This window comes from Hoeflea marina, assembly GCF_003182275.1.
GTDB classification, from domain to species: domain Bacteria; phylum Pseudomonadota; class Alphaproteobacteria; order Rhizobiales; family Rhizobiaceae; genus Hoeflea; species Hoeflea marina.
Map to the genome: position 1 here is coordinate 43,891 of NZ_QGTR01000004.1, position 24,229 is coordinate 68,119.

General features: G+C 65.5%; 26 protein-coding genes. 17 read left to right on the forward strand and 9 right to left on the reverse strand.

Annotation, left to right across the window (positions count from 1 at the left end):
• Positions 1-132: 132 nt before the first annotated feature.
• From cysS to DFR52_RS15575, 3 genes are all read right to left on the reverse strand, one after another.
• Positions 133-1,566: a cysteine--tRNA ligase gene (cysS, locus tag DFR52_RS15565; RefSeq protein WP_110032933.1), complete on the reverse strand. Its 1,434-nt coding sequence runs from the start codon at positions 1,564-1,566 to the stop codon at positions 133-135.
• Between the two features lie 188 nt (positions 1,567-1,754).
• Entirely contained in the window at positions 1,755-2,375 is a 621-nt protein-coding gene (locus tag DFR52_RS15570) for a LysE/ArgO family amino acid transporter (RefSeq protein WP_210205865.1), read from the reverse strand.
• Positions 2,376-2,388: 13 nt separating this feature from the next.
• Positions 2,389-3,180, reverse strand: a complete 792-nt coding sequence (locus DFR52_RS15575; protein ID WP_110032935.1) for an SOS response-associated peptidase — start codon at positions 3,178-3,180, stop codon at positions 2,389-2,391.
• A 38-nt stretch (positions 3,181-3,218) separates the two neighbouring features.
• Here DFR52_RS15575 and DFR52_RS15580 point away from each other — a divergent pair, with 38 nt between their 5' ends.
• The 10 genes from DFR52_RS15580 to DFR52_RS15625 all read left to right on the forward strand — a co-directional run bounded on the left by DFR52_RS15580 (position 3,219) and on the right by DFR52_RS15625 (position 10,808).
• On the forward strand, positions 3,219-3,659 hold the full coding sequence (locus DFR52_RS15580; protein WP_110032936.1) for an NUDIX hydrolase: 441 nt from the start codon (positions 3,219-3,221) through the stop codon (positions 3,657-3,659).
• 102 nt (positions 3,660-3,761) lie between these two features.
• Positions 3,762-4,199 (forward strand): TIGR02301 family protein, encoded by a 438-nt coding sequence (locus tag DFR52_RS15585; RefSeq protein ID WP_110033408.1) that lies wholly within the window; start codon positions 3,762-3,764, stop codon positions 4,197-4,199.
• A 92-nt stretch (positions 4,200-4,291) separates the two neighbouring features.
• Positions 4,292-4,561, forward strand: coding sequence for a hypothetical protein (locus DFR52_RS15590; RefSeq protein ID WP_110032937.1), 270 nt, complete (start codon positions 4,292-4,294; stop codon positions 4,559-4,561).
• 22 nt (positions 4,562-4,583) lie between these two features.
• Positions 4,584-5,375, forward strand: a complete 792-nt coding sequence (locus DFR52_RS15595; protein ID WP_245415368.1) for a hypothetical protein — start codon at positions 4,584-4,586, stop codon at positions 5,373-5,375.
• A 317-nt stretch (positions 5,376-5,692) separates the two neighbouring features.
• Positions 5,693-6,541, forward strand: a complete 849-nt coding sequence (gene ygfZ / locus DFR52_RS15600) for a CAF17-like 4Fe-4S cluster assembly/insertion protein YgfZ (RefSeq protein WP_110032938.1) — start codon at positions 5,693-5,695, stop codon at positions 6,539-6,541.
• 1 nt (position 6,542) lies between these two features.
• A complete protein-coding gene (locus DFR52_RS15605) occupies positions 6,543-7,157 on the forward strand; it encodes an HD domain-containing protein (RefSeq protein WP_110032939.1) in 615 nt (204 codons plus the stop codon).
• A 2-nt stretch (positions 7,158-7,159) separates the two neighbouring features.
• A complete protein-coding gene (locus DFR52_RS15610; protein ID WP_245415369.1) occupies positions 7,160-7,732 on the forward strand; it encodes a tyrosine phosphatase family protein in 573 nt (190 codons plus the stop codon).
• 5 nt (positions 7,733-7,737) lie between these two features.
• A complete protein-coding gene (locus tag DFR52_RS15615; RefSeq protein WP_110032940.1) occupies positions 7,738-8,733 on the forward strand; it encodes an NUDIX hydrolase in 996 nt (331 codons plus the stop codon).
• Between the two features lie 279 nt (positions 8,734-9,012).
• On the forward strand, positions 9,013-10,122 hold the full coding sequence (locus DFR52_RS24725) for an FAD synthase family protein (protein ID WP_210205854.1): 1,110 nt from the start codon (positions 9,013-9,015) through the stop codon (positions 10,120-10,122).
• A gap of 5 nt (positions 10,123-10,127) precedes the next feature.
• Complete coding sequence (locus tag DFR52_RS15625; RefSeq protein ID WP_110032941.1) at positions 10,128-10,808, forward strand: BUD32 family EKC/KEOPS complex subunit; 681 nt, start codon at positions 10,128-10,130, stop codon at positions 10,806-10,808.
• A 122-nt stretch (positions 10,809-10,930) separates the two neighbouring features.
• Here the strand turns inward: DFR52_RS15625 and DFR52_RS15630 are convergent, their stop codons facing one another.
• Positions 10,931-11,380: a cupin domain-containing protein gene (locus DFR52_RS15630; RefSeq protein WP_110032942.1), complete on the reverse strand. Its 450-nt coding sequence runs from the start codon at positions 11,378-11,380 to the stop codon at positions 10,931-10,933.
• 110 nt (positions 11,381-11,490) lie between these two features.
• Between DFR52_RS15630 and DFR52_RS15635 the strand changes: the two genes are divergently transcribed.
• The 7 genes from DFR52_RS15635 to DFR52_RS15665 all read left to right on the forward strand — a co-directional run bounded on the left by DFR52_RS15635 (position 11,491) and on the right by DFR52_RS15665 (position 18,028).
• Complete coding sequence (locus DFR52_RS15635; RefSeq protein ID WP_110032943.1) at positions 11,491-12,450, forward strand: LysR family transcriptional regulator; 960 nt, start codon at positions 11,491-11,493, stop codon at positions 12,448-12,450.
• 136 nt (positions 12,451-12,586) lie between these two features.
• Positions 12,587-13,030: an SRPBCC family protein gene (locus tag DFR52_RS15640; protein WP_110032944.1), complete on the forward strand. Its 444-nt coding sequence runs from the start codon at positions 12,587-12,589 to the stop codon at positions 13,028-13,030.
• Between the two features lie 22 nt (positions 13,031-13,052).
• A complete protein-coding gene (locus DFR52_RS15645) occupies positions 13,053-13,706 on the forward strand; it encodes a glutathione S-transferase family protein (protein WP_110032945.1) in 654 nt (217 codons plus the stop codon).
• A gap of 96 nt (positions 13,707-13,802) precedes the next feature.
• Positions 13,803-14,294, forward strand: coding sequence for a VOC family protein (locus tag DFR52_RS15650; RefSeq protein WP_110032946.1), 492 nt, complete (start codon positions 13,803-13,805; stop codon positions 14,292-14,294).
• Positions 14,295-14,654: 360 nt separating this feature from the next.
• Positions 14,655-15,071 (forward strand): universal stress protein, encoded by a 417-nt coding sequence (locus DFR52_RS15655; protein ID WP_110032947.1) that lies wholly within the window; start codon positions 14,655-14,657, stop codon positions 15,069-15,071.
• 47 nt (positions 15,072-15,118) lie between these two features.
• Positions 15,119-16,741: a BCCT family transporter gene (locus DFR52_RS15660; protein WP_110032948.1), complete on the forward strand. Its 1,623-nt coding sequence runs from the start codon at positions 15,119-15,121 to the stop codon at positions 16,739-16,741.
• 255 nt (positions 16,742-16,996) lie between these two features.
• Positions 16,997-18,028 (forward strand): alpha/beta hydrolase family protein, encoded by a 1,032-nt coding sequence (locus DFR52_RS15665; protein ID WP_110032949.1) that lies wholly within the window; start codon positions 16,997-16,999, stop codon positions 18,026-18,028.
• Here the strand turns inward: DFR52_RS15665 and DFR52_RS15670 are convergent.
• The 5 genes from DFR52_RS15670 to nadA all read right to left on the reverse strand — a co-directional run bounded on the left by DFR52_RS15670 (position 18,018) and on the right by nadA (position 24,132).
• Complete coding sequence (locus DFR52_RS15670) at positions 18,018-19,103, reverse strand: helix-turn-helix domain-containing protein (RefSeq protein ID WP_110032950.1); 1,086 nt, start codon at positions 19,101-19,103, stop codon at positions 18,018-18,020. The genes DFR52_RS15665 and DFR52_RS15670 overlap by 11 nt on opposite strands.
• 181 nt (positions 19,104-19,284) lie before the next feature.
• Positions 19,285-20,427, reverse strand: a complete 1,143-nt coding sequence (locus DFR52_RS15675) for a low temperature requirement protein A (protein ID WP_110033411.1) — start codon at positions 20,425-20,427, stop codon at positions 19,285-19,287.
• Between the two features lie 120 nt (positions 20,428-20,547).
• On the reverse strand, positions 20,548-21,411 hold the full coding sequence (nadC, locus tag DFR52_RS15680; RefSeq protein ID WP_110032951.1) for a carboxylating nicotinate-nucleotide diphosphorylase: 864 nt from the start codon (positions 21,409-21,411) through the stop codon (positions 20,548-20,550).
• Positions 21,408-23,006, reverse strand: coding sequence for an L-aspartate oxidase (locus tag DFR52_RS15685; protein WP_110032952.1), 1,599 nt, complete (start codon positions 23,004-23,006; stop codon positions 21,408-21,410). The genes nadC and DFR52_RS15685 overlap by 4 nt, the downstream gene beginning before the upstream one ends.
• 46 nt (positions 23,007-23,052) lie before the next feature.
• Complete coding sequence (gene nadA / locus DFR52_RS15690; protein WP_110032953.1) at positions 23,053-24,132, reverse strand: quinolinate synthase NadA; 1,080 nt, start codon at positions 24,130-24,132, stop codon at positions 23,053-23,055.
• Between the last annotated feature and the right edge of the window lie 97 nt (positions 24,133-24,229).

Here is a 24,229-nt window from a genome sequence, read left to right on the forward strand (position 1 = left end):
ACATCATGCTTCCCGCCGGTACGGACCGCATCGCGCTACCCCGCACGATGTGCTGAAGGATCGCGAGATGGCGCGGCCGGATAGCCCCTCCCCCTTGTGGGGAGGGGTTGGGGAGGGGTCTGTCTTCCGCCCTCACCGCTTGACCTCCCACGTCGTTACCCGCTCGCCCGTCACCGGGTCCTTGCCGTCCATGAGCTGGATGCCCATGCCGACGATCTCGTCGCGAAGCGTGTCGGCGTCTGCCCAGTTCCTGGCCTTGATCAGGGCCAGCCGGTCGTCGACCAATTGCTGCACCCGGTCGGCGAAGCCCGCTTCGATCACGGTCGCTTGCGGAGTGATGCCGAGCAGACTGGCGCTGGCCGTGAATGCTGCCAGCAAAGCGGGATCGCCTGCTGCCGCCTGCCCCAGCGCGTGCAGAGACTGCACTGCAGCCGGGGTGTTCATGTCGTCGGCAAGCGCCGCGACGACCGTCGCATCCGCCGTACCGCCGGATGCGGTGTCGGTCGGCCATCTGCCGACCAGTCGTTCCGCCTCCTCCAGCCGCTTCACGCTAAAATCGATCGGCTCGCGGTAATGCGTCATCAGCATCGCCAGCCGCAGCACTTCGCCCGGCCACTTGCGGCCGCCGAATTTGTCGGTCTCCAGCAGTTCGGCGATGGTGACGAAATTGCCGTCGGATTTCGACATCTTGCGACCCTCGACCTGCAGGAAGCCGTTGTGCATCCAGACATTGGCCATCGTCGCCCCGCCATGGGCGCAGACCGACTGGGCGATCTCGTTTTCGTGGTGCGGGAAGATGAGGTCGAGGCCGCCGCCGTGGATGTCGAAGGTCTCGCCGAGATGCGCCTCGCTCATCACCGAGCATTCGATGTGCCAGCCGGGGCGGCCGTGGACGGAGACGGTAGCGCCATTGTCGGTGAATTCGCCGAGCCAGCCCGGCTGGTCGGCGGCCGATTCCTTCCACAGCACGAAATCGCCCGGGTTGCGCTTGTGCTCCTCGACGGCGACGCGGGCGCCGGCCTGCTGGTCCTCGAGCCGGCGGTTGGACAGAGCGCCGTAGGACGGCATCGATTCCACCGCGAACAGGACCTCCCGGCCTTCGCGGCCCTCCGTGAGATAGGCATTGCCGCGATCGATCAGCGTCTGGATCATCTTGACCATGCCGGCGATGTGCTCGGTGGCCCGCGGCTGCACGGTGGGCTCGAGGCAGCCGAGCGCCTTCACATCCTTGAAATATTGCGCGGCGGTCTTCTCGGTGACAAGCGCGATCGCCTCGTTGAGCGGCAGATCGGGATGGTCGCGCAGCGCGCGCGCGTTGATCTTGTCGTCGACGTCGGTGATGTTGCGCACATAGGTGACGTGGCTCTCGCCGTAGACATGGCGCAAGAGCCGGAACAGCACGTCGAAGACGATGGCAGGCCGCGCATTGCCGATATGGGCGAAGTCGTAGACGGTGGGGCCGCAGACATACATCCGCACATTGTCCCGGTCGATCGGGACGAAATCCTGCTTGGCGCGCGTCAGCGTGTTCCAGAAGCGCAGTTGCGGCTTGGTGGCGTCCGTCATCTCAAACTCCCATGGCTGGCGATCCCGCCGGCCGGGTCGTCTTGTCTGTCTGGATGGGAGACGAAAACGGCCGGGCCAGCGAAGCGCTAGCGAATAATCTTACCGCAAATGCAAATGGCGCGACCGCCGGGCATCGTTTTCATGCTGTTCTTATTGCGCGTTGCCCGCGGCCGGTCAAGATGGCCGCTTCAGCCGTGGCCCGCAACGAAGCGCGCCACCAGCGACAGCGACAGCGCCGCCATCACCAGGGCGATGATCAGGTCGAGCACGCGCCAGGCCGACGGCCGCGCAAACAGCGGCTGCAGCAGTCGCGCGCCGTAGCCGAGCCCGAAGAACCAGACGAAGGACGCCGCCATCGCCCCGCCGGCAAACGCCAGCCGCGCCGCCCCCTGGTGCGCCGCCGACAGGCCGCCGACGAGCAGCACGGTGTCGAGATAGACATGCGGGTTGAGGAAGGTGAAGGCGAGACAGGTGGCGATGGCCGCCTTGAGCGAGCCGCCGCCTTCCCCGGCCGCCTTCAGCGCGCCGGGATGCACCGCCCGCTTCAGAGCCAGAGCCGCATAGACCGCCAGGAACACGGCGCCGCCCAGCGTGACCACGTCGAGCAGCAGCGGCGATTGCGCGATGAGCCGGCCGAGCCCGGCGGTGCCGAGCGCGATAAGCGCCGCATCCGAACCGGCGCAGATCAGGCACAGGATGAAGACATGCTGCCGGAGCAGCCCCTGCCTGAGCAGGAACGCATTCTGGGCGCCGATGGCGAGAATCAGCGATCCGCCGAGCAGGAAGCCGGAGAGTGCCGGGGCAAGGATGGGGGTCATGGGGTCAGAACAGCTTCATCTGGGCGGGTGGATCGGGGTCGGCGGTCTTCCGGGCGGCAGGCTTCGGTCTGCCGACCTCCGCCTCGCCGGCCGGGGCGGCCGCTTCGGTTTGCAACTCCGGACCGGTGTTGGCAACCTTATTGACCAGGTCCGAGACCCGAATCGCCTCGAAGAAATCATCCGGCGCGGGCTTCATCAGATCGGCCACGTCGCGCGGTTCCTGGGTGCGGCAATCGAGCCAGCGGGCAAAATCCTGTGGATGGATCACCACCGGCATGCGGTCGTGGATCGGCGCGATGCCGGCACTGGCGCCGACCGTGAGCACCGCCGCGGTGTCAATCTCGCCGCCATCGGCGGAGGCGTAGGTCTCGATCAGCCCGCCGAAGGCAACGACGCCGCGGCGTGCCGGCCTGATCCAGTAGGGTGTCGATTTCTGCCTGAGTTCCTTGGGCGGCCGGTGCCATTCGTAGAAGCCCGATGCGGCGATCAGCACCCGGCGATGCCGCATGGCGGCGCGGAACGAGGCCTTTTCGATGGCCGTCTCCGAGCGCGCATTGATGAGCAGCGGAAACTCCGCCGGATCCTTGACCCAGCCGGGCAGAAAGCCCCAGCGCGCCAGCAACGCCCGCCGGTCCGAGCGGTTGTCACCCTCGCGCCGCGGCAGGTCGGCGGCGATGATCAGGATCGGCTGGGTCGGAGCGATGTTGTAGCGCGGCGGGAAGCCGTCGATCTCCTCGAGACCGAAAAGCTCCTGTACTTCTTCCGGCGTTGCTGTCAGGGCAAATCGTCCACACATTGCTTTGTCATGGCACCGCACCCGGGGAGGGTCAAGACATGTCCGGCACTGACGAACCCGCCGCAGGCCCGGCGCTCGCCGTTTCCGCCCTGGTGCGGCGCGGCGACCGATTCCTGCTGGTGCTGCGCGCCAATCCGCCGGCCCAGCACATGTATGCCTTTCCAGGCGGGCGGGTGGAGCCGGGCGAGAGCCTGGAGGCGGCGGCGCTGCGAGAACTGGAGGAGGAGACGGGGCTTCGGGGCGCCAATCCGCGGCCGCTGGCCACCTACGACCTGCCGACCCGGCGCGCCGATGGCACGATGGCCAGTCATTTCCTGCTCACGGTCTTTGCGGTCGACGGCGCGGCAGACGCCGAGATCATCGCCGCCGACGACGCGATGACCGCCGGCTGGTACACCCGCGAGGAACTCGATGGCCTGCCCGTGCCCGACAGCGTCATCGAATGCCTCGATCTGATCGCCCGCAATGACCGTCCCTGATTCCCCCGCAGCGGCACTGGAGCTGCCACGATCCCTGCCGCAACACCATGACCACAAGCAGGGATTTGCGCCCGCGAGCCTTTGTTGTATAGGGCTGGCATGATGGTCCGGACCGCCCGCCAATTCGCCGCCGCAGCCTGCGTGCTGACGTTCAGTCTGCTCGCTCCGGGCAGCGTTGCGGCGCAGTCGGCGGACGAGGCGGAAGCTCCGGCGGCCGTCGTCGAACCCCGCGTGCCGCCGCCTTACGATGCCCGGCTCCTGCGGCTTGCCGAGATCATCGGTTCGATCGATTATCTGCGCAATCTGTGCAGGAACGGCGGTGAAACCGAGTGGCGCGCCTCGATGCAGGCGCTGCTCGACGGCGAGACCGCTGACGAACCGGATCGGCATGCGAAGCTGACGGCGGGCTTCAACCGCGGCTACCGCACCTTTGCCTCGGTCTACACGACGTGCACGGCAGCGGCAGTCGCAGCCGATGAAAGATACCGTCGCGAAGGAGCAACACTTGCGGCGGAAATCGTCGCGCGCTACGGAAATTGACGAATTGTTAACTCCATTTGCCTCCCGGCCGTGCCGAAACGGCGCAAGCCGTGTTAGGGTGGTTAATGTCCCGGTAAGAAGTGAAGGTATGCATGACCCAGCAAACACTGCACACAGCCGACGAAATCGATGATCTGATCGTCCAGGAGAAAATGCACGTCGCATTGGGTCACCAGAGTGACGCATGGGCGGAAGGCATGGCCGACGGCATCGAGCCCGAAATTCTCGCCGACGCGGCGATGATGACGGCGCTGCGCGAGACCGTGCGCGCACTGGGCGAGGATCAGGCCGAGGCGCTGATCAATTCGATGCGCGAGCGCATCCTGACCGGCGAATTCTCACCCGAACGCGTCTTGCAGTGAAGACCGCCCGCGGAGGGGCATCGTGACGAAGCATGTCAGACAGACACGGGCCGTCTGCCTATCCTGGCCTCTGAGCCTGATCCTTGTTGCCCTGGTTTCCCTGCCCTTCCTCGTGGCGCTCTCACCCAAGCCGGCCTTCGCGCTGAGCGAACTCAAGCCGGCCGCCGACGACGCCGCTCCCGATGCCGAAATCCCCGACGAGCCGGCGGCGCCGGAGCTGGAGGAGCCGCAGATCGGCCCCGATGGCGGATTGCCGGATCCCGGCCCCGTCATCCGCGCGCCCGCCGAGCCGCGCGACGAAGACCCGGCGGTCACTGTCCCCGCCGCCCCCGATGCCGCTGCGCCCCTGCCCGACGTTCTCACCGACGTGTCCGTGCTGCCCGAGCCGGTGGCGCGGATGCGGCAGCTGATCATTGAGGCCGCCACCACGGGCGACCCGGAGAAGTTGCGGGCTCTGCTCGGCGCCGGCCCGACCGCCACGCGGTTGTCGCTGGCGGGAACCGACGACGACCCGGTCGCGTATCTCAGGTCGCTGTCGGGCGATGCCGGCGGGCAGGAAATCCTGGCCATCATGCTGGACATCCTCGGCACGGGCTTTGTCCACATCGATCCCGGCACGCCGGAAGAACTCTATGTCTGGCCCTACTTCACCGCCATGCCGCTCGAATCGCTGACGCCGCCGCAGCGCGTCGAACTGCTGCGCATCGTCACGGCGGGCGACGTCGAGGACATGCTCGGCTTTGGCAGCTACAATTTCTATCGCCTCGGCATCAGCCCCGAAGGTGAGTGGCAGTTCTTCCTCGCCGGCGACTGAGCGCGCCGATCGGGCCGGCCGCGGGATTTGACAGTCTGCCGCCGCACCGCTCTTGCCCGCGATGGCGAGACTGCCTAAAGCACATCGCAGGAATTCAGATTCACGCGATGCGCTTTAGCTCTTTGTAATTATGCATGTCGTGATCCCGAAGCCGCTGCACACTTTCGGGCGACATGCATCAGAGCATTTCCAGAGGAAGTGAATTTCACTTCGTCGTAGACAATGCGATAAATCAAGACGTAGAGCGCCTCTGCGATTCAATGAAAAGCAGAAGCGCTCCAGGTAGAGGCTCCAACCGGAGCGGGAGTGACACCACCTTGCCGATCGCCCATCTCAGCCATCGCACAGTCATCCATATCGGCGGCGACGCAGCCGGGGACTTCCTCGAGCGGCTTGTCACATCGGATGTCGACCATCTGGCCGAAGGCCGGGTCGCGCCCTCGGCGCTGCTGACGCCGCAGGGCAAGATCCTGTTCGACTTTCTGATCTCGCGCCGCCCCGGGGGCGGTTTTGTGGCCGATATCCGCGCCGACCAGGCCGACGATTTCATCCGCCGGCTGACCATGTACCGGCTGCGGGCCGCCGTCACTCTCTCCCGAGACGACAGCCTGACCGTGTCGGCGGGCTGGGACGAGGCGGCGCTGCCGGGAGCGCTGGCCGACGCCCGCTTTCCGCAGCAGGCCGGTGTGGTGCGCATCTACGGCCCTGTTCCCGCCCGGCAGGCGGATGTCGATGCCTGGGACCGCATCCGCATCGTCCACGGCGTCGCCGAATCCGGGCAGGATTATGCGCTTGCCGACGCCTTTCCGCACGACGTGCTGATGGACAGGAACGGTGGCGTCGACTTTCGCAAGGGCTGCTTTGTCGGCCAGGAGGTGGTCTCGCGCATGCAGCACCGCGGCACCGCCCGCCGCAGGCTGGTGCTGGTCGAAAGCACGCTGCCGTTGCCGCCAGCCGGCACCCCGGTGATGGCGGGGGAGCGTGCGGCGGGACAGCTCGGCAGTGTCGAGGGCAGCTGCGGCCTGGCCGTGGTGCGGACCGACCGCGTCGCCGAGGCGCTGGCCGAATCGCTGCCGCTGACGGCGGACGGCACCGTGGTCAGCCTCGCCCTTCCGGCCTGGAGTGGGCTGGTCTTCGAACAGCGCGGCAGCGCGGCGGACGACTGACATGGCCCACCGTGACAAAGCTCCCCGCGCCTGGCAGCGCATGTTGTCGGGGCGCCGGCTCGACCTGCTGGACCCCTCGCCGCTCGACGTCGAGATCACCGACATCGCCCAGGGCCTGGCGCGGGTGGCGCGCTGGAACGGCCAGACGCGCGGGCCCCATGCCTTCTCGGTGGCCCAGCATTCCCTGCTGGTCGAGGCAGTGATCGGCCAGATCGCCGATTGCTCTCCGGATCTGAGCCTGATGGCCCTGCTGCACGACGCGCCGGAATATGTCATCGGCGACATGATCTCGCCGTTCAAGGCAGTGGTCGGCGGCGGCTACAAGACGGTGGAGACGCGGCTTGAATCCGCCATTCACATCCGCTTCGGCCTGCCGCCGCGGACCCCTGCGAAGGACAAGACGCTGATCAAGCGCGCCGACCAGATCGCCGCCTATTTCGAGGCCACCGAACTGGCGGGCTTCACCGATGCGGAGGCTCGCAGCTTCTTCGGTGCGCCGCGCGGCATCACCCTGGCTTCGCTCGGCATCGAGCCATTGCCGGCCGTGGACGCCGAGCGCGGCTTCCTCGTCCGCTTCGCCGCCATCGAGGCAATCCGCAGCACGAACGGAGGCTGAGCATGCCCTATCTTGTCGTCTGCCGCCTCAACCAGATCGCGGAAGCGGCCGTCCGCCATGGCGCACGCGAAATGATCAGCCTGCTGGCCGAGAATCAGACCTTTCACAGACCGGGCGTCATCGACGCCAGCCGACATCTAATCCTCGGTGTCAACGACATCGCCGAGGCGCGGGACGGCTTGGTGGCGCCCGCCGAAATCCATGTCGACCGGGTGATCCGCTTTGCCCGCGACTGGGACCGGCAGGCGCCGCTGCTGATCCACTGCTGGCTCGGCATATCCCGTTCTCCGGCTGCCGCCGCCATCGCGGCTCTTGCGGTCGAGCCCGACCAGGACGAGATGCAACTGGCCGAGCGGCTGCGGGCCGCATCGCCCTTCGTAACCCCCAACGAGAAGCTGATCGAGATCGCCGACCATATGCTCGGCCGCGGCGGGAGGCTGCGCCGCGCCATCCGCGCCATCGGCCGCGGCGCCGACGCCTACGAAGGAGACATGGTCTCGGTCGCGCTGTCCCCGACCGATCCGCCGCCACGGCTTGCCCGACCGGGCGGGCTGCCTGCCGCCGGGCCGGACTGATCGGGATGGACGAGGCTCCCCTCACCCCGGTGCAGATCGGCCTCAATGCGGCCATCGTCGCCATCAGCGCGCGCGAGCCGCAGATCCTCACCGTGCCCGCCACGCCCGGCGGCAGCCGCGCCGACGGCCTGCCTTTCGGCCCCTTCGATCCCGAACGCCATCGCACCTTCGAGGCCGGCCTGCGTGCCAGCGTCGAGACCCAGACCGCGCTGCATCTGGGCTATGTCGAGCAACTCTACACATTCGGCGACCGTGGACGCCACCGGCGCGGCGCCGGCCCGGAGGGCGGCGGCGCCCATCTGGTTTCGGTCGGCTATCTTGCGCTCACCCGCACCGACGCCGACAATCCCGAAGCGCTTGCCGCCACCGGCGCCCGCTGGCGCGACTGGTACGACCTGCTGCCGTGGGAGGACTGGCGCACCGGCCGGCCGGCCAGGCTTGACGCGATCATCCTGCCACGGCTGATCGACTGGGCAACCGCGCCGGGCGCCGATGCCGCAGGCCAGATGAAGCCGCCGCGGGCCGCCCGCATCCGCCTCGCCTTCGGGCTCAAGGATTTCCCCTGGGACGAGGAGCGCGTCGTCGACCGCTACGAACTCCTCTACGAGGCCGGCCTCGTCGAGGAGGCGGTGGCCGACAAGCGCACAGACGGCACCGGTCTCGCCTCGCCGCTCGGTCGCGCGCTGCGGTTCGACCACCGCCGCATCGTCGCCACCGCGGTCCAGAGGCTGAGGGCGAAAATCAAGTACAGACCGGTGATCTTCGAGCTGATGCCGCCGGAATTCACGCTGACCGACCTGCAGCAGACCGTCGAGGCCATCTCCGGCCGGCATCTTCACAAGCAGAATTTCCGCCGCCTGGTCGAGGGAGCCGAGCTGGTGGAAGCCACGGGCGCGGCGACCACGGCCACCGGCGGCCGCCCCGCCGCGCTCTACCGTTTCCGCTCCAAGATCCTCGAGGAGCGGCCGGCGCCGGGCCTGAGGCTGGGCGGACGGGGCTAGCGGCTGGAGCCGACAGGCCGATGGGCCCGAGCCACCAGGAGGCTTCGACGTGAACGCCGCAGGGCAATTCCGCGGCCCAGAAATCCGTGATTCCGTGATGTTGCCGTTCCCCGTCACACAGGCGCTTCGAAACCACCATCAGCTGCCGAGCGATCCCGGATGTCAGCAACGCCGTCCACTTGGTCTGTTGAAATCGATCTCCACTTAAGGTATTGATATCGAACAAAACATTCGGGTTTTGCGATGTTTCGCGAGACCAAACTTTCGGGATCGCCTTCGATGTATTCGTACACTTTTCCCGAATCATTCATCGAGCCCGCACGGGCAGACGTCCACAAGATGATCTCGAATCATTTTGTCGCCCGCCATCAGCCTCCGCTCGATATTCGGCCCCTCGATCCCTTCAATCCGCGGATCAGCCTGGAGCGGGCTGCCGGCCTTCTGAGCCGGGCCCTGGCGTCCGGGGTGCCGGCTGACTGGTGGATTGGCGTCGGTACCGCGCTCGGACTGGCGCGGGAACGCGGCTTCATCGAGGGAGATACGGATATCGACATCCGCATCGGCCTTGCCTATGCCGGGAAGGATGCCGCCTTCGCCTATGCGCGGGAGATTGTCGACCGGTTCGAGGCGAACGGCTTTCGCCTCATCCGCGAAACCTTCTGGAACGGCCTGCTGATGCAGACCGCTTTCGCCGACGAGACGAATGACGGGGTCATCGTCGACATCTACTATTTCTATTCGGGAATTTACGAGGAGGTCTTCGTGAATTTCAACGAGCATGGATTTCGGCGCAAGCCGGAGCGTCTGGTCCGCAACAAGTCCCGGGTGACATGGCCCGGCCATCCGGAGATCGGCGTCTATGTTCCGTCACCCGTCGAGGACTACCTCGAATGGCGGTTCGGGCCGGAGTGGCGGATCAAGAAGAAGAACTCGGAACTCGGACCTATCGACACGAAATGCATCGAAAAGCTGCCGCTTGCCACGGTGCTGACCTACGGCACATTCGACCTGTTTCATTTCGGCCACAAGCGGCTGTTGAACAGAGCGCGCGCACTGGGTGACCAGTTGGTAGTCGGCGTGGTGTCCGACGCGCTGTGCCGGGTCAAGGGCAAATCCCCCTGGCAGAACGAGGATCGAAGAGCCGAAGCGGTGAGGAGGTTCCCCGGCGTCGACATGGTCTTCATTCAACGGACCCTTGACCAGAAGGAGTTCGACATCGACCGCTACGGCGCAAGCTTCCTGGTGGTCGGCGACGACTGGGCCAATCATCCCCGCTTCGAGGCCGTGCGAAACTATCATGGCGTGGAACTCGTCTACCTGCCGCGCACGCCGCTGATATCAACGGCGCTCAAGAAGATCTTCTTGCCCAAGCCGAGTGCCACCAGATGAGAAACGTGGCCGCCGACTATCCACCGCTGTTCGGCCGCTATCTCGCCACCATCGATCCCGATGTCGGCGTGGTGGTGGAGGTTGTGCGCCGTGAGGAAGCATCGACACCTGTTGCACACAGGAAGGTGGCATTCTGCGTCAGCGGAGCCATTGGCTACAGAGTGGTGGCCGACGAACACGCGCTGAGTTCGATCAGCATTGACCTCGAACGCCGACTGGTGACGAAGCATGTCGCCGCCTACAGCGAATTCGGCATTCTCGAACGCGAGGTAGATTGGCTTCGCCGCCTGGCGGCAAGCGGCATCGCACCACCCTTGCGGTCCGCGACCGCCGACCGGCTGTTTCTCGATTACGTCGGCGAACCCGTGCGCCGGGGCAACCTGCCCTCGGACTGGCCCGTGCAGGCGGAAGCCATTCTCGCGGCGCTGACCTCGCACGGTTGCGCTCACAACGACATCAAGTGCGACAACCTGACGGTCGCCGACGGAAAGATCCACCTTATCGATTACGGCTGGGCCACGCCGATCGGCCAAGCCATACCAGCCCACTGGCCGCATGGCATCGGCCGCCAGCACCGGCTCGGCGTCCATCGGTTTGACGATCGCGCGGCCATCTTCGCGGCGCTCGGGTCGGCGGAAAGGGGCGAGGTCGACCGCTCCGTGGTGATGGGGCACAACCCGACCTGACCAGCCGGCTTGACCGGTCCGTCGCCGGACATCCGGATGCCGGAGCCATGCACCCGCCGGCCCCGCGACGGGGCCGACGGCCACCGGGACGAACCCCGGTGGCCTCCTGGCGGCCGGCGCTGTCAGGCGGCGAGCAAGGGGGGACCGGTGAATGTCAGATTGTGCCGAACGGCAGCCGCCTCGATGGGCTTCATGTCGTCGGGAATGGCGAACTGGCCGGCCGCCATCTCCGTGAAGAAGCCCTCAAATCCGCCCGGCGTCAGGATGACGAGGTGACGCGAAGGCTCGCTGCCGACGACCTGGAACGTGTGCTCCCTGCCGCGCGGGACAAAGACTGTTTCCCCCGGCCCCCTGGTGAACTCCTGGCCGTCCAGCCAGAACCGGCAATAACCGCTGAGCAGGATGAAGGCCTCGTCCTCGGCCTGGTGCACGTGCCGCGGCGGACCGCTGCCGACGGGCGCGACGCTGTCCAGGATCGCCATCGCGCCTCCGCTGGCGGCTGTCGAGAGAATGGTCTTGTAGCTCACTCCGAGCCATTTGATGTCGCCGGAGTCGATTGACGGACATTGCATGGGTTTCTCCTTCCTGACGTGACGACGCGAGACCGCGTTCGTTGAAGGGGGACATAAATCGTGGTACGGACTCCGGCAAATCGTATGTTTTCATATGAGCTATCGCCCAGATGAATTTTGCGACCTTCGATCTCAATCTCTTGCGGATTCTGGACGCGCTTCTGACGGAAGGTTCCACGGTCAAGGCGGGCGAGAAACTCGCCATGTCGCAATCGGCCGTGTCCGGTGCGCTTTCGCGTCTGCGCTTTGCACTCAACGATGAGCTTTTCGTGCGCCGCGGCAACCGGCTGGTCGCCACGGATTACGCCGCAGCCATGGCGGTGGAACTGAGGACTCACCTCAGGAGCGTCGAAGCCATGTTGTCTCCGCCGCGGGCCTTCCAGCCCGCGAAGGCGCAAGGCATCTACCGGATTGCAGGGAGTGATTTCTTTGCCGAGATCCTGATGCCACAGCTTGCGAGGCGATTGCGGCAGGAGGCTCCCGGACTAAAGGTGCAACTCGTCGATCTTGTGCCCGCCAGCTACGTCACCAGCCTCGAGCAGTACCGGGCAGACCTGGCCTTGATTCCCGACACCGAGGTGCCGGACTGGATCGAGAAGGCGCCGGCGTTCCATTCGAGCTTCGCGGTCATCGCACGAAAGGGCCACCCCGCCATCGCCGCCGGCGGAATCCGGCCAGGCCAGGTCTTGCCGCTCGATATATTCTGCAGCTTGGGCCACGTGCTGTTCTCTCCGGAAGGAAACCTCGAGGCGATGGGGGACGCCGCCCTGGCGCGGGTCGGTCGAAAACGCGACGTCCTCATGACGCTGCCGGTGTTCTCGGGTGTGGCACGGGCAGTCAGCGAAAGTGATCTCGTGGCTCTTGTCCCCAGGCAACTGGGCGAAAACCTGGCTCGGGGCACGAGCCTCGACCTGTTCGTCCCTCCCACGCCCATCGAGCCGACGCTGATGATCGGAGCCTGGCATCGCAAGTCGGGCAGGAATCCGCTGCACATCTGGTTTCGGAGCCTCGTCATGGAACTGCTTCGTCCGCTCAATGAAAGCGAGGCCCCGCTCCCCGCCTGGTCGTGACGCAGGCGCGAGGCCCAATGCCGCAGCCCCCGTCGCCAACGGCCACGAAGGAATTGACACCATACCAACTGGTCGGTATGTCTATCGGGTCCGGAGCGGAGGCCTCGGACAGGCCATCAGACGCGGAGGAAACCACATGCCCACCACGATCAGACTGCACCGGATGATCACCACCAGGCCTGAGAAGGTCTATCGCGCCTTTCTCGAGGCCGATGCCGTCGCCAACTGGCTGCCGCCCTACGGCTATCTGTGCACGGTCCACGAACTGGATGCGAAGGTCGGCGGCAGCCACAGGATGTCGTTCCGGAATTTCACCACCGGCGCGAGCCATTCCTTCGGCGGCGAATATGTCGAACTCGTGCCCGGCGAACGCCTGGTCTATACGGACCGGTTCGACGACCCGAACCTGCCCGGCGAGATGCTGGTCACCGTAACCCTGAAGGCGGTGTCCATGGGAACCGAAGTCAGCATCGTGCAGGAGGGCGTGCCGGACGTGATCCCGTCCGACGCCTGCTACCTCGGCTGGCAGGACTCGCTCAACAAACTTGCCAGGCTCGTCCAGCCCGAGATCAATCACTAGCACGCGCCCCGGGAGCCTCGTCATGATCCCCGTCATCACAGCATTCGACCGCTCTCCCGACGGCGGCAAGGGACTGGCGCGCGACACCCGCGTCCGCTGGGCGCTGGAGGAAGCAGGACAGTCGTGCGACGTGCGCCCGGTCTCCTTCGCATCCTTGCGGCAGCCGGCGCATCTGGCCCTCAATCCCTTCGGTCAGATCCCCACCTACGAGGAGGACGATCTCGTGCTCTTCGAGACCGGCGCCATCGTGCTGCACATCGCCGAACGCCACAACGGGCTGCTGCCGGTCGACGCCGCCGCCCGGGCGCGTGCCATCGCCTGGATGTTCGCCGCCCTCAACACCGTCGAGCCGCCGATCCTCGAGCGCCAGACCGCCGTCCTGCTCGAATCCGACAAACCCTGGACGGCAGAACGGCTGCGCAGCATCGACCAGCGCATCGATGTCCGGCTCGGCCAGCTCTCTGCCCGGCTCGGCGACGACGAATGGCTCGACGGCGGCTTCAGCGCCGGCGACCTGATGATGGTGTCGGTGCTGCTCAGGCTCGGATCTTCGGGTCTGCTCGACAAGCATCCGGGGCTCGCCGCCTATCTCGCCCGCGGCGAGGCGCGCCCGGCCTATCGCCGCGCCTTCGAAGCCCAGCGGACGTTCAACACCCGGCCAGGGCCTTCAGAATGATCCGCCGGTGCATCACTCAGCAACCGGTTTCACATCGCGCCCCTCCCGGGCGGTGCCCGTCCGGAAGGCCGGGTTTACAATTGAAAGGAGACTGACATGACAGACCTCGTGACCTGCATATGGTTCGACCACGGCGAAGCCGGCAAGGCGGCCCGGTTCTACGCCGAGACCTTCCCCGACAGCCATGTCGAGCGTACGAATGCCGCGCCGGGCGACTTTCCGGGGGGGACTGAAGGCGCCGAACTCACCGTCGAGTTCACCGTTCTGGGGCGCAAATTCGTCGGCCTCAATGGTGGCCCGATCTTCAAGCCGAATGAATCGGTGAGCTTCATGGTCGTCACCGAGACCCAGGAAGAGACCGACCGCTACTGGAACGCCATCGTCGGCAATGGCGGCCAGGAAAGCGAGTGCGGCTGGTGCAAGGACCGCTGGGGCTTCTCCTGGCAGATCACGCCCCGCCGGCTGCTCGACCTGGTGACGAGCACCGACCACACCGAGGCCAGGCGCGCATTCGACGCGATGATGACGATGCGCAGGATCGACATCGCCACCATCGAGGCAGCGGTGGCGAACCGTCCGCAACACTGAGCACGCACCGCTTGGGGCGCGTCGGAGCCACCGAACGCACCGGCGATCGGCAGCATACGGCAGAGATGCGCCCGAAACCGATGCCGGGTCTGCGCCCGGATCAGCGGCGAAGCCATGCGCCGACGAACGACCTCCGGCGCATCGGCCGAATCGATCCGGGCGACGCGTCGTGGCGAGCGTGCACCGGCGGGCCAGCCGTGAATTCACCGGCGCCGGCACGCCTGCCGGCCGCTCAGACGTCGCATACGGATCCTCATCCGCCGCATGCGGGCCAGCCACGGCGTGCCGTGCCCTGCAACCTGTCCGGAAAGCAAGAGTATCGGCAAATACAAGCCGATCACTGACCGGGCGGGGGAACCAATGTTCAGCAACATCATGGTGCCCGTGGATCGCGCGCATGCCGACAAACTGTCGCTTGCGCCGGACACGGCGGCAAAACTGGCGAAACTCTATCGGGCGCCGGTCACCTATGTCGGCGTGAAGGCTGCGACGCCCGGTCCGGTTGCTCGCAATCCTGCCGAATACGATCGCAAGCTTGCCGCTTTTGTTGCCGCCCGGTCCGAGGCTGATGGCATCGAGGTCCACGGCAAGCCCTTCGTCAGCCACGCTCCGGCGGCCGATCTCGACGACGCTCTGATCAGGACTGTCAACGAGACCGGAAGCGATCTCGGGGTCATGGCGACGCATGATCCGAAGATCGCCGATGTCCTCTGGCCGTCGAACGGCGGCAAGGTTGCGAGCCACACGAACGCCTCCGTCTTTCTCATCCGCGGCTGACCGCGGCCCCGCGGCAAACGCGGCAACAGCACAATCGGGAGACCACCATGAGCGACACCAGCGGACCCGGAATACCGGCGCCGGAAGGACCTTCCAACCGTATCGACACCGGATACGAGGTCGGCCAGGACAACATCTCCATGTCCGTTGGCCCCTTCGGCCTCGACATTCACAATCCCGTCTTCGCGATTTCCGGCCTGACCATCATCGCCTTCGTCTTCGTCACCCTCGCCTTCCAGGAGAGCACCGGGGCGGCGTTCGGTGATCTGCGCGACTGGCTGACCGGGACCTTCGACTGGTTCTTCCTGACCGCTGCCAACATCTTCGTGCTGCTTTGCCTGTTCCTGATCATCTCGCCCTACGGCAGGGTCCGGATCGGCGGCCGCGAGGCCACGCCGGACTATTCCTACACCGGATGGTTCGCCATGCTGTTTGCCGCCGGCATGGGCATCGGGCTGATGTTCTACGGCGTGTCGGAGCCGATCTCGCATTTCTCCTCCTCCGTGGCCGAGAACGCCGGCACGGCCGAAAGCTGGGCGCCGCTCGGCGGCGCGGCGGGCGACGCGGCCGAAGCGCGCGATCTCGGCATGGCGGCGACGATCTTCCACTGGGGCCTGCATCCCTGGGCGATCTACGCCGTCGTCGCGCTGGCGCTGGCGCTGTTCTCCTACAACAAGGGGCTGCCGCTGACGATGCGCTCCGTGTTCTACCCGATTTTCGGTGAACGCGTGTGGGGCTGGACCGGCCATGTCATCGACATCCTGGCGGTCTTCGCCACGCTGTTCGGACTGGCGACGTCGCTGGGCTTCGGCGCCGAGCAGGCCAATGCCGGCCTCAACCACATCTTCGGGATTCCGGTCAGCGACGTCTCAAAGGTGGTGCTGATCGTGGCCATCACCGGCGTTGCGCTGATGTCGGTCGTCGCCGGCCTCGACGCTGGCGTCAAGCGCCTCTCCGAGATCAACATGGTTCTCGCCGCCCTGCTGCTCGCCTTCGTGCTGGTGGTCGGTCCCACCATGGCGATCTTCACAGGCTTCTTCCACAACCTCTACGAATATGCGCGCTATCTGCCTGAGCTGTCCAATCCGTTCGGGCGCACGGACGACAATTTCCGCCATGGCTGGACCGCGTTCTACTGGGCCTGGTGGATCTCATGGTCGCCGTTTGTCGGCATGTTCATCGCCCGCGTCAGCCGCGGCCGCACGGTGCGCGAGTTTCTCACCTGCGTGCTGATCATCCCGTCGCTGGTCTCGGTTTTCTGGATGACCGTCTTCGGCGGCACGGCCATCGATCAGCTGGTCAATGACGGCTACCAGGTGGTCGCCGATGCGCCGCTGGAGCTGAAGCTGTTTGCCATGCTCGAGGCGCTGCCGCTGCAGCAGATCACCTCGTTCATCGCCATCGTGCTGGTGATCGTGTTCTTCGTTACCTCGTCGGACTCGGGTTCGCTGGTGATCGACACCATCACCGCCGGCGGCAAGGTGGATGCGCCGGTGCCGCAGCGCGTCTTCTGGGCAAGCTTCGAGGGCCTCGTCGCCATCGCGCTGCTGCTCGGCGGCGGACTGGGCGCACTGCAGGCCATGGCCGTGTCGACGGGCTTCCCGTTCACGATCGTGCTGCTGCTGGCCTGCTTCGCCATCCTCAAGGGATTGCACAGCGAACCGCGCTGAGCGCTCCGGGCCGCCGGCGACGGCGGCCCGGTCCGGCCAAAGCACTGAGTGAGTGTGGATGTCGTCATCCCGAAACCGCCGCCCGTCTTCGGGCGACATGCATGGGCATCCGGCAGGAGTGCCCGGCGAAACGATCCGGCGCAGCCCGCCACCCGCAACGCCTCAGGTGGTCGGGACCTGAATCGCGTTTGAGGTCGCAGCACAATCCTGTCCTCGCTAGGGAGCGATCGTCTCCAATCTCCCTGCGAGGATGAAATGTACAGATGCGCACTCTTCTCTCTGCTGCTGATCGCGGCACCCGCCGCAAGCGCCCAAACCCCTCAAGCCATCGGCTTCAAGACCTTCGACATCGAGGACACAGGCGGCGACCGCCCGCTGCATGTCGGCCTCTGGTATCCGACCGGGGACGCCGGCCCCCTCAAACCGGTCGGCGAGAACGCCGTGTTCTACGGAGTGCCGTCGATTGAAGATGCGCGCCCCGCTGCCGGGGCGCATCCGCTGGTCGTGCTGTCGCACGGCTACAGCGGAACCTGGCGCAACCTTGGCTGGGTGGCTCAGGCACTCGTCGAAAAGGGCTATGTCGTGGCCGCGCCCGACCATCCGGGGACCACGGCCTTCGACCGATCGCCGGTGGAGGCCGCCCGGCTCTGGCAGCGTCCGCGTGATCTCAGCCGTGTCATAGACGCCCTGATTGCCGAGCCGGAGCGCGGCGGAAAGGTCGACGAGAACCGCATCGCCGCCGTCGGCCACTCGCTCGGGGGATGGACGGTCGCCGCCCTCGGCGGGGCACGCAGCGACATTGCCAACTATGTCTCGGACTGCAAGAGCCAGGCGGAATTGCGCGCCTGCAAGCTGCTCGATGAGCTGGGCGTGCGTGAGGAGAACAAGGCGGAGCTCGAGGCCGACCTTTCCGATCCGCGGGTTCGCGCGATCGCCTCGATCGACCTCGGCCTGGCGCGCGGCTTCACGCCGGAGAGCCTGAAGGCCTACCGCATTCCCGCGCTGGTGTTCGGCGCGGGCGTGGATATCGGCGGGCTGCCTGCCATGCTCGAATCCGGATCGCTGGTCGAAAACCTGCCGAAGGCCACGACTGCCTATGTCGAGATCCCCGACGCCATGCATTTCACCTTCATGCAGGTCTGCAAGCCGGGCGCCGTCGAGATCATCAGGCAGGAGGAGCCCGGGGATGAGTTCGTCTGCCAGGATCCGGGTCCTCGGGACCGCGCAGCGATCCATCGGCAGGTCACTGACAGAATTGTCGAGTTTCTGGCGAGATCTATTCCCTGACCGGCGCAATACCGGCGCCGGCACCCGCGGAGCCCGAACGGCGAAAGTCGCTCGGGCTCATTCCCACGGCGCGAAGGAACTCGCGGTTGAAATTGGACTTGGTCTGAAAGCCCGATTCAAACATCACCGCCGTCACCACCATGTCTGTTTCCCTTAGAAGCCGTTTGGCCTCCTCGATGCGGTAGCCGTTGACGAGTTGCGAGACGTTCTGCCCGAGCACCCGGTTGACGGCGCCGGAAATCCGGCGGGTCGGAATGACCGCCTTGCGGGCCAGGCGGTTCAAGGTCAGTTCCGGATCACGGTAGAGCTGCCGCTCGCGGATCAGACGGTCTATCGCCGCGACGATGTCCTTGTCGCTTGCTGTGGGAGTGGAGACCGCGACGGGACCGGCGGCTGCCGGCTCCCGGTCGGCCGGTTCGTCCGTATCCGCCGAGGGCGGAAGTGCCTGGCCGAGAAACGCGACCACCCATGCCAGCAGGGCCAGCGACACCAGATTGGCTGCGGCGATGATGGGCGCGACATAGGCGCCGCGATCGAGCAGGAACTCGCCGGCGACCAGCAGATCGACCGCGCCGGAGACGATCAGGATCAGGCCCGATACGATCGCCGCGCGGTTGGCCGGGACCGACTCCGACAGGCGCACGGCCACCAGTCCATCGGGACCGGCCGAGGCAATGCGCAGCAGCGCCAGCCCGTAGCCGAAATAGGAGGCTGCGAGGATCAGGTCGACCGATGACCGCGGGACAGGCGCGAACAGCGTGTCGGCGGCCAGCACGGCCGCGACCAGGACGACCGGAAGCGCATGCGGCAGCAATTGCCAGCCGTTTCGCGAGCGCATCAGCCCGGAAAACAATACCCAGGCCAGTGGCGGCAGCATGCAGGCGACGATGGGCTGGGCAAATCGCACCGCCCTCAGATCGAAACTCCAGCGAAGACCGACGATCGTCACCAGCGTCGTGCACGCAGCCATGAACACCATGACCGGAACCAGCGCCCGGTTGCGCTGCCCTGCGAGCCTGATCAGCAGGACGAGCAGGAACAGCGCGATCACGAAGGGCAGTGGAATCGTCAGCATATGATCTGAGTAGCTGCAAGGGCTGCGAAGTCAATGTCGCGGGCGGGGCAATGGGCGGGCCGATCGAGCGGACGTGGCGAGGGAGAAGCTTCCGCCGATTTTGCGATGAACCTTTTTGCAGAATGAGGTGATCGACGTCAGCCATTCGAAACGGCCATTTCAACAGCAAGGCTTTTTCTTGTCAGCTCCGCACCATGTAATTCCTGACCACCACGCTCAGGGCTGTCACGGCGGCGATCCCTTCGAGAGCGACAGGCGTAAGAGGCGCCAGCAAGACCAAAAGGGCAAAGACCGGAAGTACGAATTTTGCGCTGCCGTTGAGGCAGAACCGGTCGCGAACGAACCACAGTCCGAGCATGTAGATCGCCACTGGAATGCCCACTGCGTAGTCGCCCACGAGCAATGACACCTTGGCATGACCGGCTATGACATCGACAAGGACCGCAAAACCCGCACCAACAGCCGCTCCTGCAGCGAAGATGACGAAGTGACCGTATCCCCATGTCAACGCGCGGTTGAGGTCATTGGTCTGAAGGTGCTCCTCCCGACTGAAATAGAGCCACCACATCGAAAAAACGATGACGAGGGATGAGAGTGCGATATGCACGAAAGCAATGTCGGTCATACCGCTCGCCACCTGCTGCAGGGACATTGCTCCTGCCAAAAGTGTCTCACCAAGGACAATAATAGTCAAAAGGCCATAGCGTTCGATGATGTGGTGGCGATGCCATGTCGTTGCGGCCTTGCGCTCTGCAATCGCAGGCACAGCCAGTTCCAGGGCCGCACCCAGCACAAATGCGCCATAGACGAAAACCGGCTCAAGCGGCTGGAACAGCAGGAGCGCGACCCAGAAGACTTGGACAAGTGAGATTCCCAGAGCGTATGTTATCGCGGTTGCACGACGCTGCAGGTCATGTCTTGCCGCTCGAACCCAGAGCGCAACCATGCCCAGCCGCATGACGACGTAGCCGACAACCACCATCGTCAGGTCGCCTGACTTGAACAGAGACCCGATACCTGCCGCCATCACCAGCGAGCCGGCCATGATGAGCATTGTGAGCAGCCGAAACAGGCCATCGTCATTGTCATAGGCCGAAGAAAACCAGGTGAAATTCATCCATGCCCACCAGATGGCGAAGAACGCCATCAGAAAGGTGATGACTGCCTCTGCCGTGTGAGCTTCAGCAATACCATGATGGAGCCCCACTGCCGCAGCGGCGATGGCAATGACTGACACGAGGTCGAAGAGGAGTTCCAGCGGAGTCGAAGCGCGGTGAGCGTCACCGGGGCTTCTGGCGGTAAGCGGGCGGTAGAAAAAGGTCATGAGATCCTGCAACTGCCTCAATATGATTCATGTCACCGCATTGAACTGGCAGACCAATCAAACGCGCCAGACCTCTACTTTATTATGCAATTGAGTAGATGTCCCGAAAACAATCTCCGCTCACCCAATCCCTATATCCAGTCCGATATCGAGCGTCGGCGCCGCCATGGTGATCTTCGACGTCGAGATGAAATCGACGCCGGTCTCGGCGATGGCGCGGATGGTGTGGATCGAGACATTGCCCGACGCTTCGAGCGTCAGCCGGCCGGCGTTCATCGCCACCGCCTCGCGCAGCATCTCCGGACCCATATTGTCGAGCAGCGCCACGTCGGCGCCCTCTTGCAGCACTTCGGCGAACTGTTCGAGCGTATCCACCTCGATCTCGATCCTGATGAGGTGCCCGGCATAGGCCTTGGCGGCGCGAAGCGCCTGGGCGATCCCACCGGCGACCGCGATATGGTTGTCCTTGATCAGGATCGCGTCATCGAGGCCGAAACGGTGGTTGGAGCCGCCGCCGCAGCGCACGGCGTATTTTTCCAGCGCGCGCAGGCCGGGGATGGTCTTGCGCGTGCACGTCACGCGGGCGCCGGTGTCGGCGATCAGGTCGGCGAATTGCGCGGTGTAACTGGCGATGCCGGAAAGATGCATGAGATAGTTGAGCGCCACCCGCTCGGCCGACAGCACGGCGCGCGCCGGACCGCTGATGCGGGCCAGCATTGCGCCAGGCTCGACCCGGTCGCCATCGGCCACCAGCGCCTCGAAGGAAACGGCAGGATCGATGATGCGAAAGGCGGCCGCGGCCAGCGGCAGGCCGGCGATCACGCCGGCTTCCCGGCTGTTCATCTGTGCGGCTGCCCGCATGGACGGCGCAATGGTGGCGTTCGACGTGATGTCGCCGGCGCGGCCGAGATCCTCGATCAGCGCCGCGCGCACCTGGTCCTCGATCATCAATCCTGGCAGTTCGGGCAGGAACGCGGTTGTCATGCTTCGACCCTCAGCAATTGCGGCAGGATGGCATCGGCCTGGTCCAGCGTCAGCAGCGTGCGCCGCTTCCAGGCCGGCGATTCCTCCGGATAGTCCGTGCGGAAATGCCCGCCCCGGCTCTCGGTGCGGTTGAGTGCGCAGACCGCGATCAGCTTTGCCGTGGCAATGACATTGTCGAAGCGAACCGAATGGCTGTCGCGCTGCAATTTCAGGATCGTCAGCAGCGCCTCGCGCATGCCATCACCGTCGCGCAGCACGCCGAGATTGGCACTCATCGTCTCGCGCAAAGTCACCATGTTGGGGTGGTCGTTCTCGGTCAGGTGCTCTTCGGTTTCCACCGACCCTGCCTGCCAGTCGGCCGGGGCGTCGATTGCGAATTCGTCTTTCAGCGTCCGCGCGATGCGTGCCGAAAACACCACTGCCTCGAGCAGGGAGTTCGAGGCCAGCCGGTTGGCGCCGTGCGCGCCGGTCGACGTGCATTCGCCGCAGGCCCAGAAGCCCGGCAGCGAGGAGCGGCCGTTCTCGTCGGTCCAGATGCCGCCCATGAAGTAGTGCGCCGCCGGGATGACCGGGATCATGTCGACGGCGGGATCGATGCCGGCTTCCCGGCAGTAGCTGAAGACGGTGGGGAACTCGGCGGCAAAGTTCGGCACCGCCTCGCGGCAGTCGAGAAACGCGCCCCTGCCCGCCTTGACCTCGGCGAAGATGCCGCGCGCCACCACGTCGCGCGGGCCGAGTTCGGCATCCTTGTGCAATGGCACCATGAAGCGTTCGCCGGCGGAATTGCGCAAGAGAGCTCCGTGGCCGCGGAGCGCCTCGGTCGCCAGCGGCGCGGGATCCTTGCCGACATTGATGGCGGTGGGGTGGAACTGGACGAATTCCATGTCGGCGAGCCGGGCGCCGGCGCGCGCCGCCATGCCGATGCCGCCGCCGCGCGCTTCCGTCGGATTTGTCGTCACCTCGTAGAGATGGCCGACGCCGCCGGTGGCCATCACCACATGGGATCCGGCAATCCGGTGCAGGACCTCGCCGGCGCCCGCGTGGTCGCGGGCGACGACGCCCGCCACCCTGCCGTTCTCGATGATCAGATCCTCGACCACGTAGCCTTCCATGACCCGGATCGAAGGTGTTTTTTCCACCGAGGCCACCAGCGCCTTCATGATGGCGCGGCCGGCCATGTCGCCCTTGACCCGGACGATGCGGCTTTCCGAATGCGCCGCCTCCCGGCTGACCGCGAGCTTGCCCTCGAGATCGCGGTCGAAGGGGACGCCGTATTCGAGGAGATCATGGATGCGGTCCGACGCCTCCGTCGCCATCATCCGGATGATCGCTTCGTCGACAATGCCGTCACCGGCGATCAATGTGTCGGCCACATGGCTTTCCACCGTGTCGCCGGGGCCGACGGCGGCGGCAATGCCCGCCTGCGCCCAGGCCGACGAGGCGCCGCGACCGATGGGAGCGGCCGCCAGCACGGTGACCGCGCGCGGCGCGAGCTTGAGCGCGCAGAACAGGCCTGCAAGCCCGCCGCCGATGATGACGATGGAATCCGGACCCTTGGGTTCGGACGAAGATGAACTTAGCGCCAGCGTCGTCATGGCATGCTCCAGGGTGGGAGGCGTCGGGGCGGTGTCGGTGAAACCGTCAGTTCTTCAGATTGATCATCCGTTCCACCGCCAGCCGGGCGCGGGCGGCGATCGCCGGATCGACGGTGACTTCGTCGGTCATGAACAGCAGGCTGTCGAGGATCTTCGGCAGCGTGATGCGCTTCATGTGCGGGCAGAGATTGCACGGCTTGACGAATTCGACGTCCGGCACCTCGCTCTCGACATTCGACGCCATCGAGCATTCGGTGACCAGGAGCACCCGCGACGGCCGCGTGTCCTTGACGTAGTTGATCATGCCGGCGGTCGATCCCGCATAGTCGCAGATGGCGATCACGTCCGGGTGGCACTCGGGATGGCCGATGATCTGCAGCGTCGGATCGGCTTCGCGATAGGCCATGAGCTCCGCGGCGGTAAAGCGCTCGTGGACTTCGCAATGGCCCTTCCAGGTCAGGATCTTCTTTTTCGTCTGCCTGGCGACGTTCATCGCCAGATATTCGTCCGGGATGCACAATATCGTGTCGGACTCGAAGCTCTCGCACACGGCGACCGCATTCGACGAGGTACAGCAGACGTCGGTCTCCGCCTTCACCTCGGCCGAGGTGTTGACATAGGTCACCACCGGCACGCCCGGGAAGCGTTCCTTGAGCAGCCGCACATCGGCGCCGGTGATCGATTCCGACAGCGAGCAGCCGGCACGCTGGTCGGGGATCAGGATGGTCTTGTCCATGTTGAGGAGCTTCGAGGTCTCGGCCATGAAGTGCACGCCGCACTGGATGATGATCTCCTCCTCGACCAGCGTCGCCTCGCGCGCCAGCTGCAGCGAATCGCCCACGATGTCGGCCACGCAGTGGTAGATCTCCGGCGTCTGGTAGTTGTGCGCCAGAATGACGGCGCCGCGCTCCTTCTTGATGCGGTTGATCGCATGCACATAGGGCGCATAGACCGGCCATTCGATGGCAGGAATGTGCTTGGCCACGCGCTCGTAGAGATGCGCGGTCTCGCGGGCGACTTCCGGCGTGTAGCTGAGGTCGGGACGTTCCATGATGCCGAAGCGCTGCTGGGCGCTGGGCCTGACGCCATTCTGGGTCTGGCTGATCGAGCTGTCGAGACTGGTCATGCTGCGTCCTCCGTCGCGTAATCCTATTTTGCTCAATTTGAGCATAACAGGATCCAAAAGAAACCGGCGTTGCCGGTTGCTTTCTACATAGGACCAG

Bases quoted from the DNA above. Each gene is read 5' to 3' on its own strand.
- DFR52_RS15655 (WP_110032947.1), top strand. From the start codon at position 14,655: ATGTTCAGCAACATCATGGTGCCCGTGGATCGCGCGCATGCCGACAAA.
- DFR52_RS15660 (WP_110032948.1), top strand. From the start codon at position 15,119: ATGAGCGACACCAGCGGACCCGGAATACCGGCGCCGGAAGGACCTTCC.
- DFR52_RS15635 (WP_110032943.1), top strand. From the start codon at position 11,491: ATGAATTTTGCGACCTTCGATCTCAATCTCTTGCGGATTCTGGACGCG.
- DFR52_RS15650 (WP_110032946.1), top strand. From the start codon at position 13,803: ATGACAGACCTCGTGACCTGCATATGGTTCGACCACGGCGAAGCCGGC.
- DFR52_RS15610 (WP_245415369.1), top strand. From the start codon at position 7,160: ATGCCCTATCTTGTCGTCTGCCGCCTCAACCAGATCGCGGAAGCGGCC.
- DFR52_RS15590 (WP_110032937.1), top strand. From the start codon at position 4,292: ATGACCCAGCAAACACTGCACACAGCCGACGAAATCGATGATCTGATC.
- DFR52_RS15645 (WP_110032945.1), top strand. From the start codon at position 13,053: ATGATCCCCGTCATCACAGCATTCGACCGCTCTCCCGACGGCGGCAAG.
- nadC (WP_110032951.1), bottom strand. From the start codon at position 21,411: ATGACAACCGCGTTCCTGCCCGAACTGCCAGGATTGATGATCGAGGAC.
- DFR52_RS15575 (WP_110032935.1), bottom strand. From the start codon at position 3,180: ATGTGTGGACGATTTGCCCTGACAGCAACGCCGGAAGAAGTACAGGAG.
- DFR52_RS15585 (WP_110033408.1), top strand. From the start codon at position 3,762: ATGGTCCGGACCGCCCGCCAATTCGCCGCCGCAGCCTGCGTGCTGACG.
- DFR52_RS15615 (WP_110032940.1), top strand. From the start codon at position 7,738: ATGGACGAGGCTCCCCTCACCCCGGTGCAGATCGGCCTCAATGCGGCC.
- DFR52_RS15685 (WP_110032952.1), bottom strand. From the start codon at position 23,006: ATGACGACGCTGGCGCTAAGTTCATCTTCGTCCGAACCCAAGGGTCCG.
- cysS (WP_110032933.1), bottom strand. From the start codon at position 1,566: ATGACGGACGCCACCAAGCCGCAACTGCGCTTCTGGAACACGCTGACG.
- DFR52_RS15605 (WP_110032939.1), top strand. From the start codon at position 6,543: ATGGCCCACCGTGACAAAGCTCCCCGCGCCTGGCAGCGCATGTTGTCG.
- DFR52_RS24725 (WP_210205854.1), top strand. From the start codon at position 9,013: ATGTATTCGTACACTTTTCCCGAATCATTCATCGAGCCCGCACGGGCA.
- DFR52_RS15665 (WP_110032949.1), top strand. From the start codon at position 16,997: ATGTACAGATGCGCACTCTTCTCTCTGCTGCTGATCGCGGCACCCGCC.
- DFR52_RS15670 (WP_110032950.1), bottom strand. From the start codon at position 19,103: ATGCTGACGATTCCACTGCCCTTCGTGATCGCGCTGTTCCTGCTCGTC.
- nadA (WP_110032953.1), bottom strand. From the start codon at position 24,132: ATGACCAGTCTCGACAGCTCGATCAGCCAGACCCAGAATGGCGTCAGG.
- DFR52_RS15630 (WP_110032942.1), bottom strand. From the start codon at position 11,380: ATGCAATGTCCGTCAATCGACTCCGGCGACATCAAATGGCTCGGAGTG.
- DFR52_RS15675 (WP_110033411.1), bottom strand. From the start codon at position 20,427: ATGACCTTTTTCTACCGCCCGCTTACCGCCAGAAGCCCCGGTGACGCT.
- DFR52_RS15640 (WP_110032944.1), top strand. From the start codon at position 12,587: ATGCCCACCACGATCAGACTGCACCGGATGATCACCACCAGGCCTGAG.
- DFR52_RS15580 (WP_110032936.1), top strand. From the start codon at position 3,219: ATGTCCGGCACTGACGAACCCGCCGCAGGCCCGGCGCTCGCCGTTTCC.